The following is a 17,348-nucleotide window of genomic DNA, read 5'->3' on the forward strand; positions in this document are numbered from 1 at the left end:
CTGCCGGGAGGATTCCACCAATGAAACTGAGATTGCTGGGCTCGAGCAGCCTGCGCGTTTCCGAACTGTGCCTGGGCGCGATGACGTTCGGCGGGACGGCCCACCTGTACGCCGGGGAAGAGGATTGCCGCGCCGTCTACGACGCGTACCTCGCCGCCGGCGGAAACTTCATCGACACGGCCGACATGTACGGCATGGGCGCCAGCGAGAGCATGCTGGGCCGCTTCATGGGCGAGGACCGCGGGCGGATCATCCTGGCAAGCAAGTACTCGATGAACACCGATCCGGACGACCCGAACGCCGGCGGCAACCACCGGGCCAACCTGGTCCGCTCGCTGGAGGGCAGCCTCGAGCGGCTCAAGACCGACTACCTGGACCTCTACTGGGTGCACGCCGCCGACGGACTGACCCCGCCATTAGAGGTCATGCGTGCGCTGGACGACCAAGTTCGGCTCGGCAAGATCCTGCACATCGGCGTTTCAAACGCGCCGGCCTGGTGGGTCGCGGCGATGAACGCGGCGGCCGCGGAGCGCGGCTGGACGCAATTCACCGCCTTCCAGCTCCAGTACAACCTGGCGGAACGCACGATCGAGAACGCGTTCTTCCCGCTGGCGAAGTTCCAGGACATGGCGATTACCGCCTGGAGCCCGCTGCTGTTCGGCGCGCTCACCGGCAAGTACACGGTCGCGAAAGACGGCTCGGTCGAGGGAGAGGGACGACTGGGCGGACCCATGGGCGGGCGCATGCTCACGCCGCACAACCTCAAGGTGGCCCAGGGCCTGCAGAAGGTCGCGGACCGCCTGGGCGCCGCGCCGGCGACCGTCGCGCTGGCCTGGCTGCTGCACCGTCCGGCGCCGGTCATCCCGATCGTCGGCGCCCGCAACCTCAAGCAGATGGATCAGAACCTGGCCTGCGTGGGCCTGGAGCTGGACGCGGAGACGCTGGCCGAACTGGACGCGCTTTCGCCGCCGGCGCCGACCTTCCCGGAGTCGCTGCTGGCGATGCCGCCGCTGCGGACCATGGTCCACGGCTCGGCGCTGGTCGACCGCCTCGTGCCCTGGGACACGGACTGATCGCTCGCTCTCCCCAAGGCGTTCCCGGCAGGATGCCGTGATTTCGCAGCGCATCCGCGTTTGCTGGGGCACCGGCGCGCTGGGCGTGGCGCTGCTGATGAATGCGGTCAGCGTGCTGGGACTGTTCTACCTGGTCAACGTCTTGGGAATCGATCCGCTTCTTGCCGGTGCGCTGATCTTCCTGACCAAACTCCTGGACGTGGTCAGCGACCCCATCGTGGGTGGCTGGAGCGACCGGGTGAAGACGTCGGTCGGCCGGCGGCGGCCGTTTCTCCTGGCCGGCGCATTCGTGTCCGCGCTGGCGTTCGTGCTGATCTTCACGACTCCGGTCTTCGACTGGAAGTGGCTGACTGCGAGCTACGTTTTCTTGGCCCTGTTGATGTATACGGTCGGCTATACGCTGTTCAACGTTCCCTACATGGCCATGCCGGCGGAAATGACCGACAGCTACCACGAACGTTCGGCGATTCACGGCTATCGCATGGTGTTCATCGCTAGCGGCGTGTTCCTCGCCACTTCGATCGCCCCGCTGGTCCTGGAAAATCTGGGGAGAGAGAACTGGGACGCGTACGCCGTAATCGGCGCGGGCGGCGGAGCCGTCATCCTCGCCGCCATGCTGATCACCTGGTTCGGCACGGCCGGCGCGCGCTTCACCGACGCGGGCGTCGAGCGGATCAACGTCTTTCGGCAATTCCGCCCCATTCTCGGCAACCCGCATTTTCTGCGGCTGATCGCGGTAAAGGCGGCGCAGCTGATCGGCATCGCATCCTCGCAGGCGACCGTGGTGTTTTTCGTCAGCTTTTATCTCAAACTCCCGCTGACCGTTCTTTTCTACTACGGCATCGTGGTCACCATCGTGTCCACCTGCAGCACGCCGCTGCTCGTGGCCATTTCGAAACGCATCGGCAAGCGCGAGACCTACCTGCTGGCCGCATTCTGCTACCTGGCCGGCGTATCGAGCTGGATGCTGGCCGGGCCGGGCGAACCCTTGCCGCTGATCCTGGCGCGGGGCGCGATCATTGCGGTTGCGGCGAGCGGCAACATCGTCATGGCCATGTCGATGCTTACCGATACGATCGAATTCGATTCCAGCCGGACCGGAATCCGGCGCGAAGGCGTGTACACGGCCGTCTACAGCTTTGTCGAGAAAGTCACTTTCGCCACGGGACCGTTGATCGTGGGCTGGGCCCTGCGGGTGGCCGGTTTCGAACCGGGCCTGCCGGAAATTCAACTGTGGACGCCGGAAGTATCGAGGGCCCTGCTGCTCGGGATGTCCTACGTCCCGACGTTCATGGGGTGTGTGGCAATCTTGCTGCTGACCCGCTATCGTCTGACCGACAAGGATCTTGCGAAACTGAGGGCCGCGTCATCATGAACAACACGCTGCAACCGAAACTCCGCCAGCGCGGTCGCGCTTCCGTCGATTTCCTGGCCCACGTATTTCACGGCACGACCGGAGTGCGAAAGGGCGTCCAGGAGGAACTGAGCACCCGCTTCGGTGACGGGTCGTCCCTGCCGGACGACCTCGACGAGCGCCACCAAGCCGTCACCGGCGTCCTGTCCAGTGAACCGGGCTACCGAGTGCAGCAAACGATCGGCGAATGGCATTCGCGCCAGCACGGACTGATCGCGATGAACGCGTTCGAGGAACTCAAGCCGGGCGTGACCGAACTGCTCGCGCGTTACGACGAAGGACCGTCGCGGCTCGTTGCCGACGAGGACTTCAAGGTTCCTGACTATTTCGATGGCGTGGAGATTCACCGCACCCGCGGCGGATGGGACGGGCATCCCTACATGGGTTTCGTTCATGGCGAGATCGTCCACAGGCTGATCGTGGACGCCACCTATCCGGGCGGCATTTTCACACAGCGGCGCATGGTGGCCGGGCTGGCGCCCAAGGAAAGCTACGGCCGCATTCTCGAGATGGGCTGCTCCACCGGGCACTTCACACGGGCGCTGGCCGAGACCTATCCGGACGCGGAAATCACCGGAGTGGACGTTTCGATCCGCACACTGGAGCACGCGCTGCGCACCGGCAACTCCTGCGGCTACGGCTGGCAACTGTATCTGCGCGCCGCCGAGGACACCGGCTTCGACGACGAGCACTTCGACCTGGTCACCTCGTACATCCTTCTGCACGAAATGCCCGCCGACGCGATCCGGGACTCCTTTGCCGAGGCCTACCGGGTGCTGAAGCCCGGCGGCGACCTGCTGATGAGCGACGTCGCGCGCTACGCGCACCTGAACAAGGTCCAGGAATGGCAGGCCGACCAGCTCGCGCGTTTCGGCGGCGAGCCGTTCTGGCGAGAGTCCGCCAGCCTGGACCTGGTCGCGGCGCTGGAGGACGTCGGTTTCGAGGAGGTTGACGGTCGCGCGATAGGCAATCAGGGTTATCCCTACCCCTACGTCGTGACCGCGCGTAAGCCCGGATGAACGACGACCCCAGGTCCTTCAACAATCCCGACCGCCCGACGCTCACGGCGGACGACATGCCTGGCGTGGGCCAGGCCGTAATGACGCTTACGCACGAGCTCTACGTCCTGATTGACCGCCTCGCCGCACTGGAAGCGGTGCTCGAGCGCCATGGCCTCAACGTCGGCACGGAAATCGAAACCTTCAAGCCGGATGCGGAACAGCAGAAGCAACTCAACGAGCGCGGCCGCGCCCTGGTGGCCCGCGTTACCAACGCCCTGGCCGGAAAATCCGACCCGCTGCCCTGACCGCCTCCCGTTCTAGAGCGGTTCGGTTGCGGGATCGTAGTGGGAAAGGCCTAGGGTTTCCTCGGTGACTACGGGCCTTCGGGCCAATTCGTCCGGGTCCTGCTGCATCAGGCGCTCGCCCCCGTGAAGGGACTCGCGGTGGATGACGGTCACGCGCTCCAGGCGGGCGTTCTCGTAGCGACGCAGCGCCTCATCGGCCCCTTTGAACTCGATCAGCGATCGGCATAGGATCACCGCGTCCTCGATCGCCATCGCGGCGCCCTGGCCCAACCAGGGCAGCATCGGGTGGGCGGCGTCGCCCAGCACGGTAGCCCGGCCCTTGACCCAGCGAGGCAGGGGTGGACGCGAAAAAAGGCCCCACTTGTGGCAGCGCGTGCCGGAAAAAGCTCCAAGCACAACACGAGCGTCCTCGTGAAAGTCGGAAAAGACGCCACGCACCGAACCGATATCGCCGGTCTGCGACCAGCCTTCCGCGGTCCAGTTGTCCGCCCGCGAGAATGCCACGAAGTTCTGCAATGCCCCGTGGCGTACGGGGTAGCGAACGAACATCCGGCCCGGCGCCACGAACACCATGGAACCGGGGCGGGACTGTTCCGCGCCCAACTCGTCCCGGGTCACCAGGCCCCTCCAGGCCACGAAGCCGGAGAACTCGGGCGCCGGTTCGGAGAAGACCTCGCGGCGCACGGTGGACTTGAGCCCGTCGGCGCCGACCAGCAAATCGGCGGCTGCCTGCGACCCGTCGGCAAAACCCAATACATAAGCACTCGCCGAATCGACCGAAACGGCCGTCAGTTCCCTGTCCAGCACCAGCGCATCAGGCTGCAGCGTGGCCAGTCTTTCGCGCAGAAGATCATGCAGATCGGCGCGATGGGCCTGCAGGTATGGCGCGCCCAGTTGCTCGCGGGTGTTGTGGCGCCGGAAGTTCACCAGCACCTTGCCGTTGGCGTAGTGGCGCGTGACCTGGGTCGGCGGCTCGTCGGCCAGCGCCTCCAGTCGCTCGCCGATGCCCAGGTAACGAAGTCCCTTGACGGCGTTCGGCGACAGCGAAACGCCGGCGCCGATCTCCCTGAGCTCGGGCGCCTGCTCATAGACGCGCAGCCGCTGGCCCGCGCGGGCCAGCCCCAGCGCCAGAGCCAGGCCGCCGATGCCGGCGCCGACAATCGCAATTTCTTCCGCCACGGGTTGCTAGATGCCGAGGGCGCCGGGATTGATCAGCCCCGAGGGATCCACCTGCCGCTTGACGGAGCGCAGCAACTCCAGGGCCCCGGGGTCGCGGTCTCTCGCATACGGGTAGGCGCGGCCGATCTGAAGGTGCACCGCGCCATGGCGGTACATGAGCTCGATCAGATCCACGCGCATCCGCTCCACAAGCTCCCGGCCCTCGGGGTTCGCCCGGCCCTCGCTCGCGACGCCTTTCATTTCTTCCGGAAGATACCGGCGATGGTAGGAAAGCCACTCGTCATCCCAGTAAATCACCACCTCCCAGAGGAACCCGGCCCTGGCACTGGTGCTGTACACGACGAATGCCTGCACGCTCTTCTCTTCGCACTCTCCCCGAATACCCTCTACGTATTGCAGGTACTCTTCATGCAGGCCCACGGCACCCGAAAACGGAACGATCGCATGCAGGGGCAACAGCCGGCGGCCAGTGGGGCTCACGATCATCGGGGCCGGAAACGGGGCCGCGCGCGCATACTCGGCCATGGTATTGGCCACTTCAATGCCCCGATCACCGACCGCCCTGCGTATCCGTCGCAGATTCATGCGCAGTTCCGCCGCGTCCGCCCCTTCGGTCAGGAAGTTCAGCAGGTACTTGGAGGCGTTCAGGAACCGGCGCCCGCCCATGACCACCCGCAGTCCCTTGCGCAGGGCCTGTACGGGCCCTGAAGCGGCGCGCATGATGGTGAATAAGTTTCGTGCGTCCTGCTTCAGCTCGGCCCGGCCCGCGGCCTGCCGAATCAGTTCGGTCTCAGCGCCGAACACCTCGGTGGCGAGGCCGCTGCGGGACACGCGCCGAGTCGCCTCCACGAGTTGGGAAAAATCATCGAACGAGAAACTCAGGCCCTCGCCGGCAGCGGGACGCGGCTCCAGCTTGAGCGTCACCGCCGTCTTCACTCCCAGGGCGCCCGCGTCGCCGCAGAAGAGCCCGGTGAGGTCCGGGCCGTATTCCCGGAAAAAGGAACTGTGCTCCGGCTGCCCTCCGGAACCGGTCACCAGCACGCTGCCGTCACCCAGCACGACTTCCAGCCCCAATGCAGCCGAAACCGATGGCCCGTGCCTTCCCGAGCCGAAAGTGACCGCCCCCTGCGACATGGCGCCGCCGACGGTCGAAAGCCGGCCGGACATCGGCCCCCAGAACACCGACCTCAGCCCGTGTTCGGCTAGTTCCGCATCCACGGCGGACCAGGTGCATCCGGCCTCCACCGTGGCGTACAGATCGTGCGCATTGATCTCGCGCACCGCGTTGAGGCGGCCGGTGTCCAGGACGATGGATCGCTCGCGATCAGGCAGAAAGGCGTCCGTGTACGACATGCCGCCGCCCCGCACAAACGTCGCCGTTGCGTGCGCATGGCAGGCCCGCAGCACGGCCTGCACTTCCTGCGTGGAACCGGGGCTGACCACGGCCAGCGGCATCTCGACGCTGCGGTAAACGTCCTGCGAAGCGAGTTCCCTCGCTTCCTCCGACGTGGCCGCGTGTTCCGGCCCGACCGCCTCGATCAGCGCATCGATCAGCGCCGCGCCGTCGGCGCCCGGGCTATCGCGGCGCATTGCTCAGCCGGGCTTGGTGGCCAGCGTATTGAGAAGAAACGTGTTGGTGGTTTCCTTACTGACGTCCTCGAATCCGACCTTATCAAGCAGGGCCGCGAAATCGAACGCACCGAATGCCTGGGAATACGGCTCGCAGTTGTAGCGCGCGTCGAACACCTTCCACATCCAGTTCGGGGTGGGAAACACAGTGGAATTGGGCGTATCGATCACCGTGAGTGTGCCGCCCGGGCGCAGCACTCTCAGCATTTCGCGGACGATCGGTTCGAAGGTGTGCTCGGGGACCTCGTGAAACAGTATGTAGGCAAGCACCGCGTCGAAAGAATCGTCGTCATGTTGCATGTTCTCCGCCAGGGCCTGCTGAAAATGCACGTCCAAGCCCATATCGGTAGCGCGCATGTGCGCATAGCGAAGCATGGGCAGGGCCACGTCCAGTCCCCAGACCTCCGCCTCGGGGTGCCGCTCCTTCAGCACCGTCGTGCATTGCCCGATCGAACAGCCGAGGTCCAGGATTCGCCGGACCTGCCCGTCCGCCGGCAGCCGCATGTCGTCCACGCAGGCTTCGTGAATTTCATCCTTGTCGTTGTCGCCCTGGTAGAAGACGCGGGTGCCGTGATAGAAGACAAAGCCCGCCAGGTTGTCGCCGCAATAACCGCCAGGCTGCAGGTGGATGTCCTCGCAGGCCGACTCCGGCACGTGGAAGTCCGGATCGCAGTGCAGGCGACCGGGGTTGCGTTCTTCGGCCTCCGTCAGTCGGCCTTCCCAGAATTCGCGATCGGCCGCGTACGAGTCCTGCAGCTTCTGCCAGGCAAGCTGCTGTTGGCTGCGCATGACCCGCTTCCAACCGGCAACCGCCGGGCTCCGATCGATTTCCGGCGCAAGCTGTGCGTACTGGTCCGAGTCAATCACCGCGGGCATGCCGGCTTGCGCGGCGATGCCGCCAACCTCGCCGGCGATTTCGGGAAACCACGACCGTATCGCGAAGTTGCGGACCTCGGTCATGTACTCCATGTGGCTCGCGTCCTCCCTCCTCGGGGGCTGGGGATGCTTGCCGGGGTTTCTTTGTTCCATATCAGCTTTCCTGTATTTCAGTGGCGCCGAATGCACTCAGAGATTAACGCACGTCGGCTGGGGGCGGCGCTAGCCGTCGGCGCGCATGGTGCGAAGCGGGTCGAGCAAACGACTCACCAGGGCAGCCAACTCCTCCTGCCGGCCCTGCGTATCGGACTCGGAATGGGCTTCGATTTCCTCGGGCGCAACCAGGCCCTTGGAATGCAGCAGCGACTCCAGCGCACGGCGCCGGTCCCGCTCGATCCAGAGCTCGCCGCCCAGGACGATCACCGCTTCCAGCAGGCGGTCCATCACCGGATGAGGAAGAAAGTGCGGCTCCTCGCCGGGGCCCGGCAGACCGGCGCGCTCCACCTGCGCCCGGGACAGTTCGTCGTGTTTCGAATTCATTGTCGACCTCCCCTGCCTCACCTGCCAAAGGGTGAGGTCAGCCCGCCTTCTGCGCCGCCATCGCGCGCTTGAACGCTTCGTACTCGTTGATGTCGGTGCGCCGATCACGGCTCCAGGCGGTCGCAAAACCCGTGGGGAAATCGCCATCGCCGTCCCGGTAGCCGTCTTCCGACCACAAGACGGGAAACAGCGGTCCCCCGGGCGGCTCCCCTTCGATCATCTCGTCGAAACTGACACCTGCCAGGTTCACGCAGTCCGGCCTTGGATGCCAGCGAATATCGTCGCCGAAGACTCGAATGGACAACGCGATCCGCCAGTCGTCCGCGTTGTTGCCGTGCGAGTAGTGCAGCGTCCACGGATGCACGATCAGGATATCGCCGGGTTCCATCGCCCATTTCAGAAAGTGGTTGGCGGGATCGGCGCGGAGTTTTTCTCCATCCGGATGCGGCACGCGGTCGTCCGGCCTCTCCATCTGGCGCGCATTGGGCGAGAACAGCCAGTAGCGCACGTCCTGGCTCTGCGAACCGGCAATGCACTCCAGCGAATTCTCTTCGGCGATCCGCGTCAGAGGCACCCATATCGAAGGCACCATCTTGCCGACCGTGGGCCAGCCCATCCGGTCACAGTGCCATATCGTGGTCTTGCTGGAGCGCGGAGGCTTGACGAAAAACTCGTCAAAGAAAAAGCGCACCATGCTCGACCTCATGACCCGGGCCGCCGCTTCGGCCACCGGCGATTCGAACACGAACTTGCGGAATTCCGGCACCTTGCGCGACATGTAGCGACCGGGATACGTCGGCAGCAGTCCGACATCCTCGTTGTCTACGGCGATCCGCCTGGCAGCCGGAATCAGCGAATCGATCCAGCGCCGATCCAGTATGCCCCGCAGACATACGACTCCGTCGCGTTCGTAGATTTCTATTTCTTCACGGGTAATGGGCCGGCACGGTTCGGGCAGTGTGGTCATGGTCGGTCAGGCCGTCGCAGGGTACCCGGCAAATGTACACGAGACCGGCCCCATACCGCCAATAGAAAACGCGTTGCCCTGCCATAAACGCGGTGAATGGCGACTTTACGGTGTCAGCCGCGCTGCATAGAATCAACGTTCCTTTGCATCGGGGGATGCCGCCATGGGAATCTCGACCAATCCGGCCGAGCGGCTGAGCCGCCCGCAACCGCACTTCATCAACGGCGAACGCGTCGCGAGCGGGAGCTTGCGGGACGTTCTGGATCCAGCCACCGGAAGCCCGATCTCGCAATTGCATCTGGGCGGACAGAGTGAAGTCGATGCGGCGGTAGCGGCAGCCCGGGCGGCGCTGCCGGCCTGGGCCGCGGTAGCGCCGGACCAGCGTGCAAGACTCATTCTCAGGTTCGCGGAGCTGATGGAGGCCAATGCGAAGGACATTACTGAGTTGTCGATCCTGGACGGTGGACTGCCGCGCATGATCGCCGAGGGATCGGCGCCGTTCGCGTCCCTGTTCCTGCGCTACTACGCGGGGTGGACGAACAAGATCACCGGCAAGACCATGCCGTCTTCGGCCATGGGCAAGTCCCCGACCGACCTGCTTGCCTATACCCTGCGGGAACCGATCGGCGTTGTGGGCGCGATCACGCCCTGGAACTATCCGTACGGCATGGAAATGCTCAAGATCGCGCCGGTGCTGGCGGCCGGCTGCACGCTGGTGCTCAAGCCCGCGGAAGACGCTCCCATCGCGGGCTTGCTGATGGCGGAGATTGCGCAGGAAGCCGGCTTCCCGGACGGTGTTTTCAACGTCGTGAACGGACTCGGTGAAGAGGCCGGCGCCGCGCTGACCGCGCACGACGACGTGGACAAGATCGCCTTCACCGGTTCGACCGAGGTCGGACGGATCATCGTCAAGGCCGCGGCGGGCAATCTGAAGAAAGTTTCGCTGGAGCTGGGCGGCAAGTCCCCGGTGTTCGTATTTCCGGATGCGGACCTGGCGACCACGGTGCCCGGCGTGGCCATGGCCGGTTTTCTGCTGTCCGGCCAGAACTGCGTGTGCGGCAGCCGCCTGTTCGTGCACGAAAAGATCGCAGACGACCTGGCGGCGGGAATCGCCGGATTCGCCGGCAGCATGCAGATCGGACCCGGCTCGGACCCGGCCAACATGATCGGTCCGTTGATAACCGAGCGGCAGTGCGAGCGGGTCGAGGGAATGATTGCCCGTGCGGAAAAGGAAGGCGCGCGGCGCGTCACCGGCGGCAATCGCGTGGACCGCGACGGCTGGTTCATCGAGCCGACGCTGTTTACGGACTGCGAACCGGGTATGCAAATCGTTCGCGAAGAGGTGTTCGGCCCGGTGATTTCGATGCAGACCTTCTCGGACGACGAGGACTTCGAGTCGCTGGCGGCGCGCGGCAATGACACGACCTACGGGCTGTCCGGCAGCGTCTGGACGCGCGACCTTGAAACGGCGATGCGCATGACCCGGCTGATCGACGCCGGACAGGTCGGTGTGAATTGCCACGCGGCGATGGATCCCACGATGCCGTTTGGAGGCAACAAGCAGTCCGGCTGGGGGCGCGAGTTCGGCGAAGCGGCCCTGGACCTCTACACCAAGACCAAGGCGGTCACGCTGTCCTGGTCATAGACCGCTACCCCGGGAGCGAGGGCGTGCCGCCCTCGTAGTATTCGTGCCCCTGATTTCCGCAGGCGACGCTGAGCTTTTCGTCGAGGAGCATGGCGAGGGGGAGGTCCTGCTGCTGGTCGCTGGGCTGGGCGGATCGGGAGTGTTCTGGCGCAAGCAGGTCGAGTATTTCTCGCCGTGCTACCGCGTCGTGACCTACGACCATCGCGGCGTGGGGCGCAGCCCGGAGGCGCCGCTGCACAGCAGCGTCAGCGAGATGGCGGATGACGCACTGGCGCTGATGGACGCGCTTGGAATCGAAGCGGCGCATATCGTCGGTCACTCGACCGGAGGCGCCATCGGACAGCACCTTGCGCTGAGAGCGCCGGCCCGGGTCCGATCGCTCGTCCTCAGCTCAAGCTGGGCCGGGCCTACGCCGCTGTTCGTCGAACTGTTCCAGCTCCGGCGCAAGATCCTGCTGGACGCCGGCGCCGAGAGTTACCTTTTCTCGGGGACCCTGCTGGTCACTCCGGCGTGGGCGATCGAGGACTCCTATCCGGGCAGGGACAGGATCGTCGCGGACCGCCTCAAGGTGTTTCCGGGGGTCGAGGCGGAACTGGGGCGGCTGAATGCCGTCATGACGCATGACCTGAGAGAGGAAATCCACGGAATCCGCGTCCCGACCGGTGTCATATCGGCGAAAGACGATGTGCTCACGCCCCCCGGCATGGCGCGGGAACTGGCCGAGCGGATTCCCGGCGCGCGCCGGGTAATGCTGCCGGAGGGCGGGCACTTCTGCACGGTGACCGTCGCCGACCGCTATAACGGCGAATTGTCCCGCCTGCTGCGGGAAATCAACTCCTGAGACCGCGGACGGAACTCTAATCCAATACCGCTCCGTACAAGGATGTGCGCAGGGCCATCTCCAGGTCGTCCTGGCCAGGGCCAAGGTACTGGGTAAGCGCCACCGCAACGATGGCGTTTTCCGGATCGACAAGATACGTGGTGTTGGCGAGACCGTCCCATTTGAATTCGCCCTGACCGCCGGCGATGGCGTGACCGCCCCCTTCGGCGCGCACGCCGATGCTCAGGCCCCAGCCATAGCCGTTGAGCCGGGTCCACGGATCGTTGTCGGCAAAGCGTCCCTGGGCGTACCAGTTGAGCGGGCCCTGGTCCGGGGTGAGGTGGTTGCGGGTCATCAACGCGACGGAGTCGGTCTTGAGCAGGCGCTTGCCGTCGAGCTTGCCCCCGTTCAGCAGCATTTGCGCCACGCGGAGGTAGTCCATGGCCGTCCCGGCGAGACCGCCGCCGCCCGAGAACATGGTTTCACCGTCGCGGAAGGAATTGATGTTGGGCACGCGTGCCGTGGCGTTGACCAATCCGCCGTCTTCGCCGGGAGCGTAAACCTCGGCCATGCGGTGCCAATCGTCGTCGGGCACCGTGAAACCCATGTCCTTAAGATCGAGGGGATCGAACACCCGTTCCTGCAGAAATTCGTCATAGGGCCGGCCCGACCAGATCTCCACCAATCGCCCGAGCACGTCGCTGGAAAAACCGTAGTACCAGCGGGCGCCCGGCTGAAAAAGCAGCGGACGGGTGGCGAGATAATCCACGCCCTCCTTAATGGTCAAACCGGGCCACAACGTTTTCTCGAACGTCACCTCGAGAGAGGGATCGTAATCGAAGGGATAACCGAGACCGGACGTATAGGTCAGCAGGTGATAAATGGTCAGCGGCGTGGCCTGAGGTTCGGTCTCCGTGCCTTTGCGGTCTTTCAGCACCGGCGTGTCGGCGAAGGCCGGGATGTACTTCGAAACCGGATCGTCGAGCTTGAACCGGCCCTCTTCGTAGTTGATCATCACGGCGACCGTAGTGATGGTGCGCGTCATGGAGTAATAGCGAAACAGGGAGTCCGTCTCCATGGGCAGGCCTTCTTCCCTGTTGCGGAACCCTGCCGCCTTGAGGGCGACCAGTTTGCCGTCCTTGGCCACTGCCCACACCACGCCGGCACGCCGGTCAGTCTCCACCAGCGCGGTCATGGCCTTCTCAAGGTGCTCCAGGGCCAGGGGAGACAGACCCACGTCCTGCGGGTCCGCCGGCTCCATCGCCACGGAAACGCCTGTCGCAGCAAGAGCGCAGACAAGCGTGAGAAGTGTCAGCAGGCGTTTCATGATCCGCTCCGTAACGAACTTAATCCGCGAGCGCACCGTAAACCCCTTCGCGCAGGCGGAAGACCAGCTCGGCGGAGTCGGGCCCCAGATATTGCGTCATGGCCACGGCGACGATGTTCTCGACCGGATCGAAGAAAAAGGTGGTGTTGGCCAAACCGCCCCAGACCAGGTCCCCCGGCGAGCCGGGCACTGTGTGTACGCCGTCGGCCAGACGCACGCCGATGGCCAGGCCCCAACCGTATCCGGCAAAGGGTTTGGGCGGGACAAAACCGTCGCCAAAGGACACCGTCCCCTGGGTCGGTCCCAGGGCATTGGCGCCCATTTCCGCCACGGTCCCGGCCTTGAGAATGCGTGCCCCGTCCAGTTCGCCGCCGTTCAGGATCATCTGACCGAAACGGAGATAGTCGGGCACCGTCGAAACGAGGCCGCCGCCGGCGGAGAAAAAGATGCCCGGTTCCGTATAGGAACCGGAGGGCGGGGCGTCGCGGCGCACCAGGGCGCCGGAGTCGTCGGGCCCGTACACGATGGCCAGTCGGTCGTTGGACCCGCGGCGAACCCAGTACCCCGTGTCCTTCAGGCCCAGGGGTGTGAACAAACGGCGGTCAAGGAAATCGCTGAGGTCTGTTCCCGACACCTCTTCCGCCAGGGCCCCGAGCACATCGGAATGAAAGCCGTAAATCCATTTCTCGCCCGGCTGGGCCAGCAGCGGATAAGTGGACAACTTGTCGACCATGTCCTCCAGCGTGTGCTCGAGCGACAGAATCTCCCGCTGTTCAATGCCGACGCCGGCGGGCCAGCTGACGGCATAGCCAAGGCCGGCGGTGTAATTGAACAGGTGCCGGATGGTCATGGGCGGGTCCTGCGGCACGGTGCGCACGACCTGGTCGCGGCGCAGTTCCGCAATCACCGGCATGGCGGCGATCTCCGGCAGGTAATTGGCAACGGGGTCGTCCAGACCCATCGACCCGTCGTCCACCAGCGTGAGGATGGCGGCGCCCGTGACCGCCCGGCTTTGGGAATAGATCCGGAACACGGTGTCCGCCTCCATCGGAAGGCCTGCTTCGCGGTCGCGGTGTCCGTACGCTTCCAGTTGCACGAGCTTGCCGTGCCTGGCCACGCCCCACACGACGCCGGCACGGCGACCTTCGTCCACCAGAGCGCGCATGGACGCCGCCAGCGCGTCCATGCCCGATTCCTTCATCCCCACATCGGCGGGTTGGGCGCGCGGCAGAGGGTCCTGCGCAAAGGCGGTCGCCGCTCCAAGCACGCTGGCCAGGGCGGCGCAGAAGATCACGCGTTTCATGGTTTTGATCCTTGAGGTTTCTTTCTCGTGCAATATCCGGCGCTAGGCCGATGCATCGGCCAATTGCGCGCGCAACGGCCGCCATCCGGACAGCGTGAGCAGGCTGCCGATCGCCAGGAGCAGCGGCACCGAGATCATCAGCGACCATCCCACGGCTGCGTCATCGGCAAATACCCGGTCGGTGAACTGCGCGACCAGCCAGGGCCCGCCCGCCTGACCCAGAATGTTCGCAACCAGCAGGTAAAACGCGACGAGCTGGGCGCGGAACTGAGGGGGCGAGACCATCGGAAGCGCCGCGACGCCGCCGCCGAACGGTATGGCGCCGAACATCACGGCCGGGGCGAGCAACGCGACGGCAACCATCGGATCGGATGCAAGGGGGATCGCCACGGCAAATGGCATTGCCAGCAGCCCGCCGAACGTGGAGGTCTTGAGATTGGCGTCGCGATGGCCGCGCGCCTGCATGGCGTCGGTAAGCCAACCGCCCCCCACGACGCCTATCGTGGCGCATACGAGGAAAACGAAGCCCTGGGCGTAGCCGATGTCTCCCGCCGACCAGCCATGGATGCGAATGAAGTACGCCGGAATCCAGGCGCCCAGCGCGAACTGGGCCGCGGCCAGGAACGAAATGCCCGCGTAGATCGCCAGGAACAGGCGGCGGTTGTTGCCGACATAGCGCATGGCCTCCAGAAAGCCGCGCCGGTATTCCAGGGAACTTTGCAGGCTGGAAGGCGCGCTTCGCCGGGGCGGCTCACGAACCGACAGGAAAAACCAGATGGCGGCCGGAATGCCGGGCAATGCGCCAATGATGAACACGGCCTGCCACAGGCGCAACGGTCCGAAGAACGGCAGCGAGATTCCGTCGGCGGCCTGGATCGCATTGACGATGTATCCGCCCACCATCAGCGCGATGCCCGAACCGAAGAAGCTGGACGCGGTAAAGACGCTGACGGGCCGCGCCAGCCGCCTGGGCCTGAAGAAGTCGGCCAGCAGGGAGAAGCCGGCAGGCGTCAGCACCGCCTCGCCCACACCCACCATCATCCGGGCAAAGAAAAGCTGGGCGTAGGTCTGCGCCAGACCGCAGCAAATGGCGGCCATCGTCCAGGCGCAGATGCCGACGGTAATCAGCAGGCGCCGGTTGGTGCTGTCGGCGATTCGCCCCAACGGAATCGCCACGAGCGCGTAGAAGACCGCGAAGGCAAAGCCCTGCAGGAGGCTGATCTGGGTGTCGCTGACCGCCAAATCGGCCTTGATGTACTCCACCAGCAGGTTGATGATCTGCCGGTCGATGAAAGCCACCACGCCGCACACGCACAGCACGAAAACCACGTACCAGCCGTAGCCTTCCCCGGAAAGCCTGCCCTCGCGGGTGTTCATTCGGCGCGGATTCCGGCGCTCTGCAGGCTGGATTCGATTTCTCCCAGGATGGCGGGGTCATCGATGGTGGCCGGAAACGCATACTCCGCGCCGTCGGCGATCTTCGCCAGCACCCCGCGCAGGACCTTGCCCGAGCGCGTCTTCGGCAATCGGTCCACGACCAGGGCCTTGCGGAACGCGGCGACGGGTCCGATGTGCTCGCGGACCAGTGAGACGCACTCACTCACGATCTCGCTTTCCGCCCGTTCGATCCCGGACTTCAGGCACAAAAATCCCAGCGGAACCTGCCCTTTCAAGGCATCGGCAATACCGGTCACGGCGCATTCGGCCACGTCCGGGTGCATCGCCAGCACTTCCTCGAGCGCGCCGGTCGAAAGGCGGTGGCCGGCCACGTTGATGACGTCGTCGGTCCGGGTCATGACGTAGAGATAGCCCTCGGCATCCATATAGCCGGCGTCGCCGGTGGTATAGCAGCCGTCGAAATCGCTCAGGTATGTTTCCCGAAAGCGGTCGTCGGCCTGCCACAGTGTCGGCAATGCGCCCGGCGGCAACGGCAGGCGGCAAACGATGGATCCCGTTTCTCCGGCCGGCACTTCGGCGCCGTTCTCGTCCAGCACCCGCACGTCCCAACCCGGAAGCGCCCTGCCGGCGGATCCGGCCTTCACCTCGAACAGTCCCTCACCCAGCAGGTTGCCGGCAACCGCCCAGCCGGTCTCGGTCTGCCACCAGTGGTCGATGACTGGAATTCCGAGCACCTTGCCGGACCACTCCAGGGTATCCGGGTCGCATCTTTCTCCCGCCAGGAACAGCGCCCGAAGCGAGCCAAGGTCGTGCTGCCCGGCGTGGGCAAGTTCGGGATCTTCCCGCTTGATCGCGCGGATCGCGGTCGGCGCCGTAAACAACGCGTTGACTCCATGCTGGCTGACGACCCGCCAGAACGCGCCCGCATCCGGCGTGCCGACCGGCTTGCCTTCGTACAGCACGGAAGTGGCGCCGGCCAGCAGCGGCCCGTAGACGATGTACGAGTGACCGACCACCCAGCCTATGTCGGAGGCCGCCCAGAACACGTCGCCGGCCGATATGCCGTACAGCGCCCTCATCGACCAGTGCAGCGCCACGGCATGCCCGCCGTTGTCGCGCACGATGCCCTTCGGTTGCCCGGTAGTGCCCGAGGTATAGAGGATGTATAGGGGATCGGTCGCGTTGACGGGAACACAATCGGCGGCCCCGGCATCCCGCACGAAGTCCGTCCATTCCACTTCGCCTTTGCCTTTCAGCTCCGCTTCGAGTTCCGGCCGTTGCAGGAGAACGACAAGCTCCGGACGATGCGCGGACTGGGCCAGGGCGCCATCCAGCAGAGGTTTGTACTCGACGATGCGATTGGGCTCCAGGCCGCAACTGGCCGTGAGGATCAGTTTCGGGCGCGCCTGTGTAATCCGGGTCGCCAGTTCCCGGGCGGCGAATCCTCCGAAGACTACCGAGTGAACGACCCCAAGCCGGGCGCAGGCCAGCATGGCCATGACCGCTTCGGGAATCATCGGCATATAGATCAGCGCGCGGTCGCCGCGGGAAAGTCCGGCCTCCTGGATCGCACCGGCCAGTTGCGCCACGCGGTCGCGAAGTTCGGCATACGTAAACCTGCGGATCGCGCCGGTCATGGCGCTGTCGTAAATGAGCGCCGTGCTGTGCGCCGCCGGGGAATCCGCATGCCGGTCCAGCGCGTTGTAACAGGTGTTCAGTTCAGCGCCGGGAAACCATCGCCCGGACGGCGAACCGCGGTCGAGGACCTCCCCCCACCTGACGGTCCAGTCAATGCCTTCCGCCGCCTCGGCCCAGAATTCCTCCGGGCCGGCCAGCCATTGCTGCCGAACGCTGTCATAGGACATACGCGT

Annotated in this window: 15 protein-coding genes; 6 read left to right on the forward strand and 9 right to left on the reverse strand. The window is 65.2% G+C overall.

Going from position 1 to position 17,348, the window contains the following annotated elements:
• Positions 1-20 precede the first annotated feature (20 nt).
• From F4Y72_01925 to F4Y72_01940, 4 genes are read left to right on the forward strand one after another with little or no spacing between them, the layout of a single operon-like run.
• Complete coding sequence (locus F4Y72_01925) at positions 21-1,073, forward strand: aldo/keto reductase (GenBank protein MXZ27044.1); 1,053 nt, start codon at positions 21-23, stop codon at positions 1,071-1,073.
• Between the two features lie 37 nt (positions 1,074-1,110).
• Complete coding sequence (locus tag F4Y72_01930; GenBank protein ID MXZ27045.1) at positions 1,111-2,448, forward strand: MFS transporter; 1,338 nt, start codon at positions 1,111-1,113, stop codon at positions 2,446-2,448.
• Entirely contained in the window at positions 2,445-3,506 is a 1,062-nt protein-coding gene (locus F4Y72_01935; protein MXZ27046.1) for a class I SAM-dependent methyltransferase, read from the forward strand. Before F4Y72_01930 ends, F4Y72_01935 begins: the two co-directional genes overlap by 4 nt.
• Complete coding sequence (locus tag F4Y72_01940) at positions 3,503-3,793, forward strand: hypothetical protein (protein ID MXZ27047.1); 291 nt, start codon at positions 3,503-3,505, stop codon at positions 3,791-3,793. The genes F4Y72_01935 and F4Y72_01940 overlap by 4 nt, the downstream gene beginning before the upstream one ends.
• Before the next feature lie 12 nt (positions 3,794-3,805).
• Here the strand turns inward: F4Y72_01940 and F4Y72_01945 are convergent, their stop codons facing one another.
• The 5 genes from F4Y72_01945 to F4Y72_01965 form a co-directional block, all read right to left on the reverse strand.
• The gene (locus F4Y72_01945) at positions 3,806-4,972 is read right to left on the reverse strand and encodes an NAD(P)-binding protein (protein MXZ27048.1); all 1,167 of its coding nucleotides are present in this window, start codon (positions 4,970-4,972) and stop codon (positions 3,806-3,808) included.
• A gap of 6 nt (positions 4,973-4,978) precedes the next feature.
• Complete coding sequence (locus F4Y72_01950; GenBank protein MXZ27049.1) at positions 4,979-6,562, reverse strand: FAD-binding oxidoreductase; 1,584 nt, start codon at positions 6,560-6,562, stop codon at positions 4,979-4,981.
• 3 nt (positions 6,563-6,565) lie between these two features.
• Positions 6,566-7,630 (reverse strand): class I SAM-dependent methyltransferase, encoded by a 1,065-nt coding sequence (locus tag F4Y72_01955; GenBank protein ID MXZ27050.1) that lies wholly within the window; start codon positions 7,628-7,630, stop codon positions 6,566-6,568.
• 69 nt (positions 7,631-7,699) lie between these two features.
• Entirely contained in the window at positions 7,700-8,017 is a 318-nt protein-coding gene (locus tag F4Y72_01960) for a hypothetical protein (protein ID MXZ27051.1), read from the reverse strand.
• Between the two features lie 37 nt (positions 8,018-8,054).
• Positions 8,055-8,984 carry a phytanoyl-CoA dioxygenase family protein gene (locus tag F4Y72_01965; protein MXZ27052.1) on the reverse strand — a complete coding sequence of 310 codons (930 nt, stop codon included), beginning with the start codon at positions 8,982-8,984 and terminating at the stop codon, positions 8,055-8,057.
• A 163-nt stretch (positions 8,985-9,147) separates the two neighbouring features.
• Here F4Y72_01965 and F4Y72_01970 point away from each other — a divergent pair, with 163 nt between their 5' ends.
• The gene (locus tag F4Y72_01970; protein MXZ27053.1) at positions 9,148-10,629 is read left to right on the forward strand and encodes an aldehyde dehydrogenase; all 1,482 of its coding nucleotides are present in this window, start codon (positions 9,148-9,150) and stop codon (positions 10,627-10,629) included.
• Positions 10,499-11,470, forward strand: a complete 972-nt coding sequence (locus F4Y72_01975) for an alpha/beta fold hydrolase (protein ID MXZ27054.1) — start codon at positions 10,499-10,501, stop codon at positions 11,468-11,470. The genes F4Y72_01970 and F4Y72_01975 overlap by 131 nt, the downstream gene beginning before the upstream one ends.
• Before the next feature lie 16 nt (positions 11,471-11,486).
• Here the strand turns inward: F4Y72_01975 and F4Y72_01980 are convergent, their stop codons facing one another.
• From F4Y72_01980 to F4Y72_01995, 4 genes are read right to left on the reverse strand one after another with little or no spacing between them, the layout of a single operon-like run.
• A complete protein-coding gene (locus F4Y72_01980; GenBank protein ID MXZ27055.1) occupies positions 11,487-12,776 on the reverse strand; it encodes a beta-lactamase family protein in 1,290 nt (429 codons plus the stop codon).
• A 19-nt stretch (positions 12,777-12,795) separates the two neighbouring features.
• Positions 12,796-14,079: a beta-lactamase family protein gene (locus tag F4Y72_01985; protein MXZ27056.1), complete on the reverse strand. Its 1,284-nt coding sequence runs from the start codon at positions 14,077-14,079 to the stop codon at positions 12,796-12,798.
• A 42-nt stretch (positions 14,080-14,121) separates the two neighbouring features.
• A complete protein-coding gene (locus F4Y72_01990; protein ID MXZ27057.1) occupies positions 14,122-15,456 on the reverse strand; it encodes an MFS transporter in 1,335 nt (444 codons plus the stop codon).
• Complete coding sequence (locus F4Y72_01995) at positions 15,453-17,342, reverse strand: propionyl-CoA synthetase (GenBank protein MXZ27058.1); 1,890 nt, start codon at positions 17,340-17,342, stop codon at positions 15,453-15,455. The genes F4Y72_01990 and F4Y72_01995 overlap by 4 nt, the downstream gene beginning before the upstream one ends.
• Between the last annotated feature and the right edge of the window lie 6 nt (positions 17,343-17,348).

The organism is Gammaproteobacteria bacterium, assembly GCA_009838035.1.
Classification (GTDB): domain Bacteria; phylum Pseudomonadota; class Gammaproteobacteria; order Steroidobacterales; family Foliamicaceae; genus Foliamicus.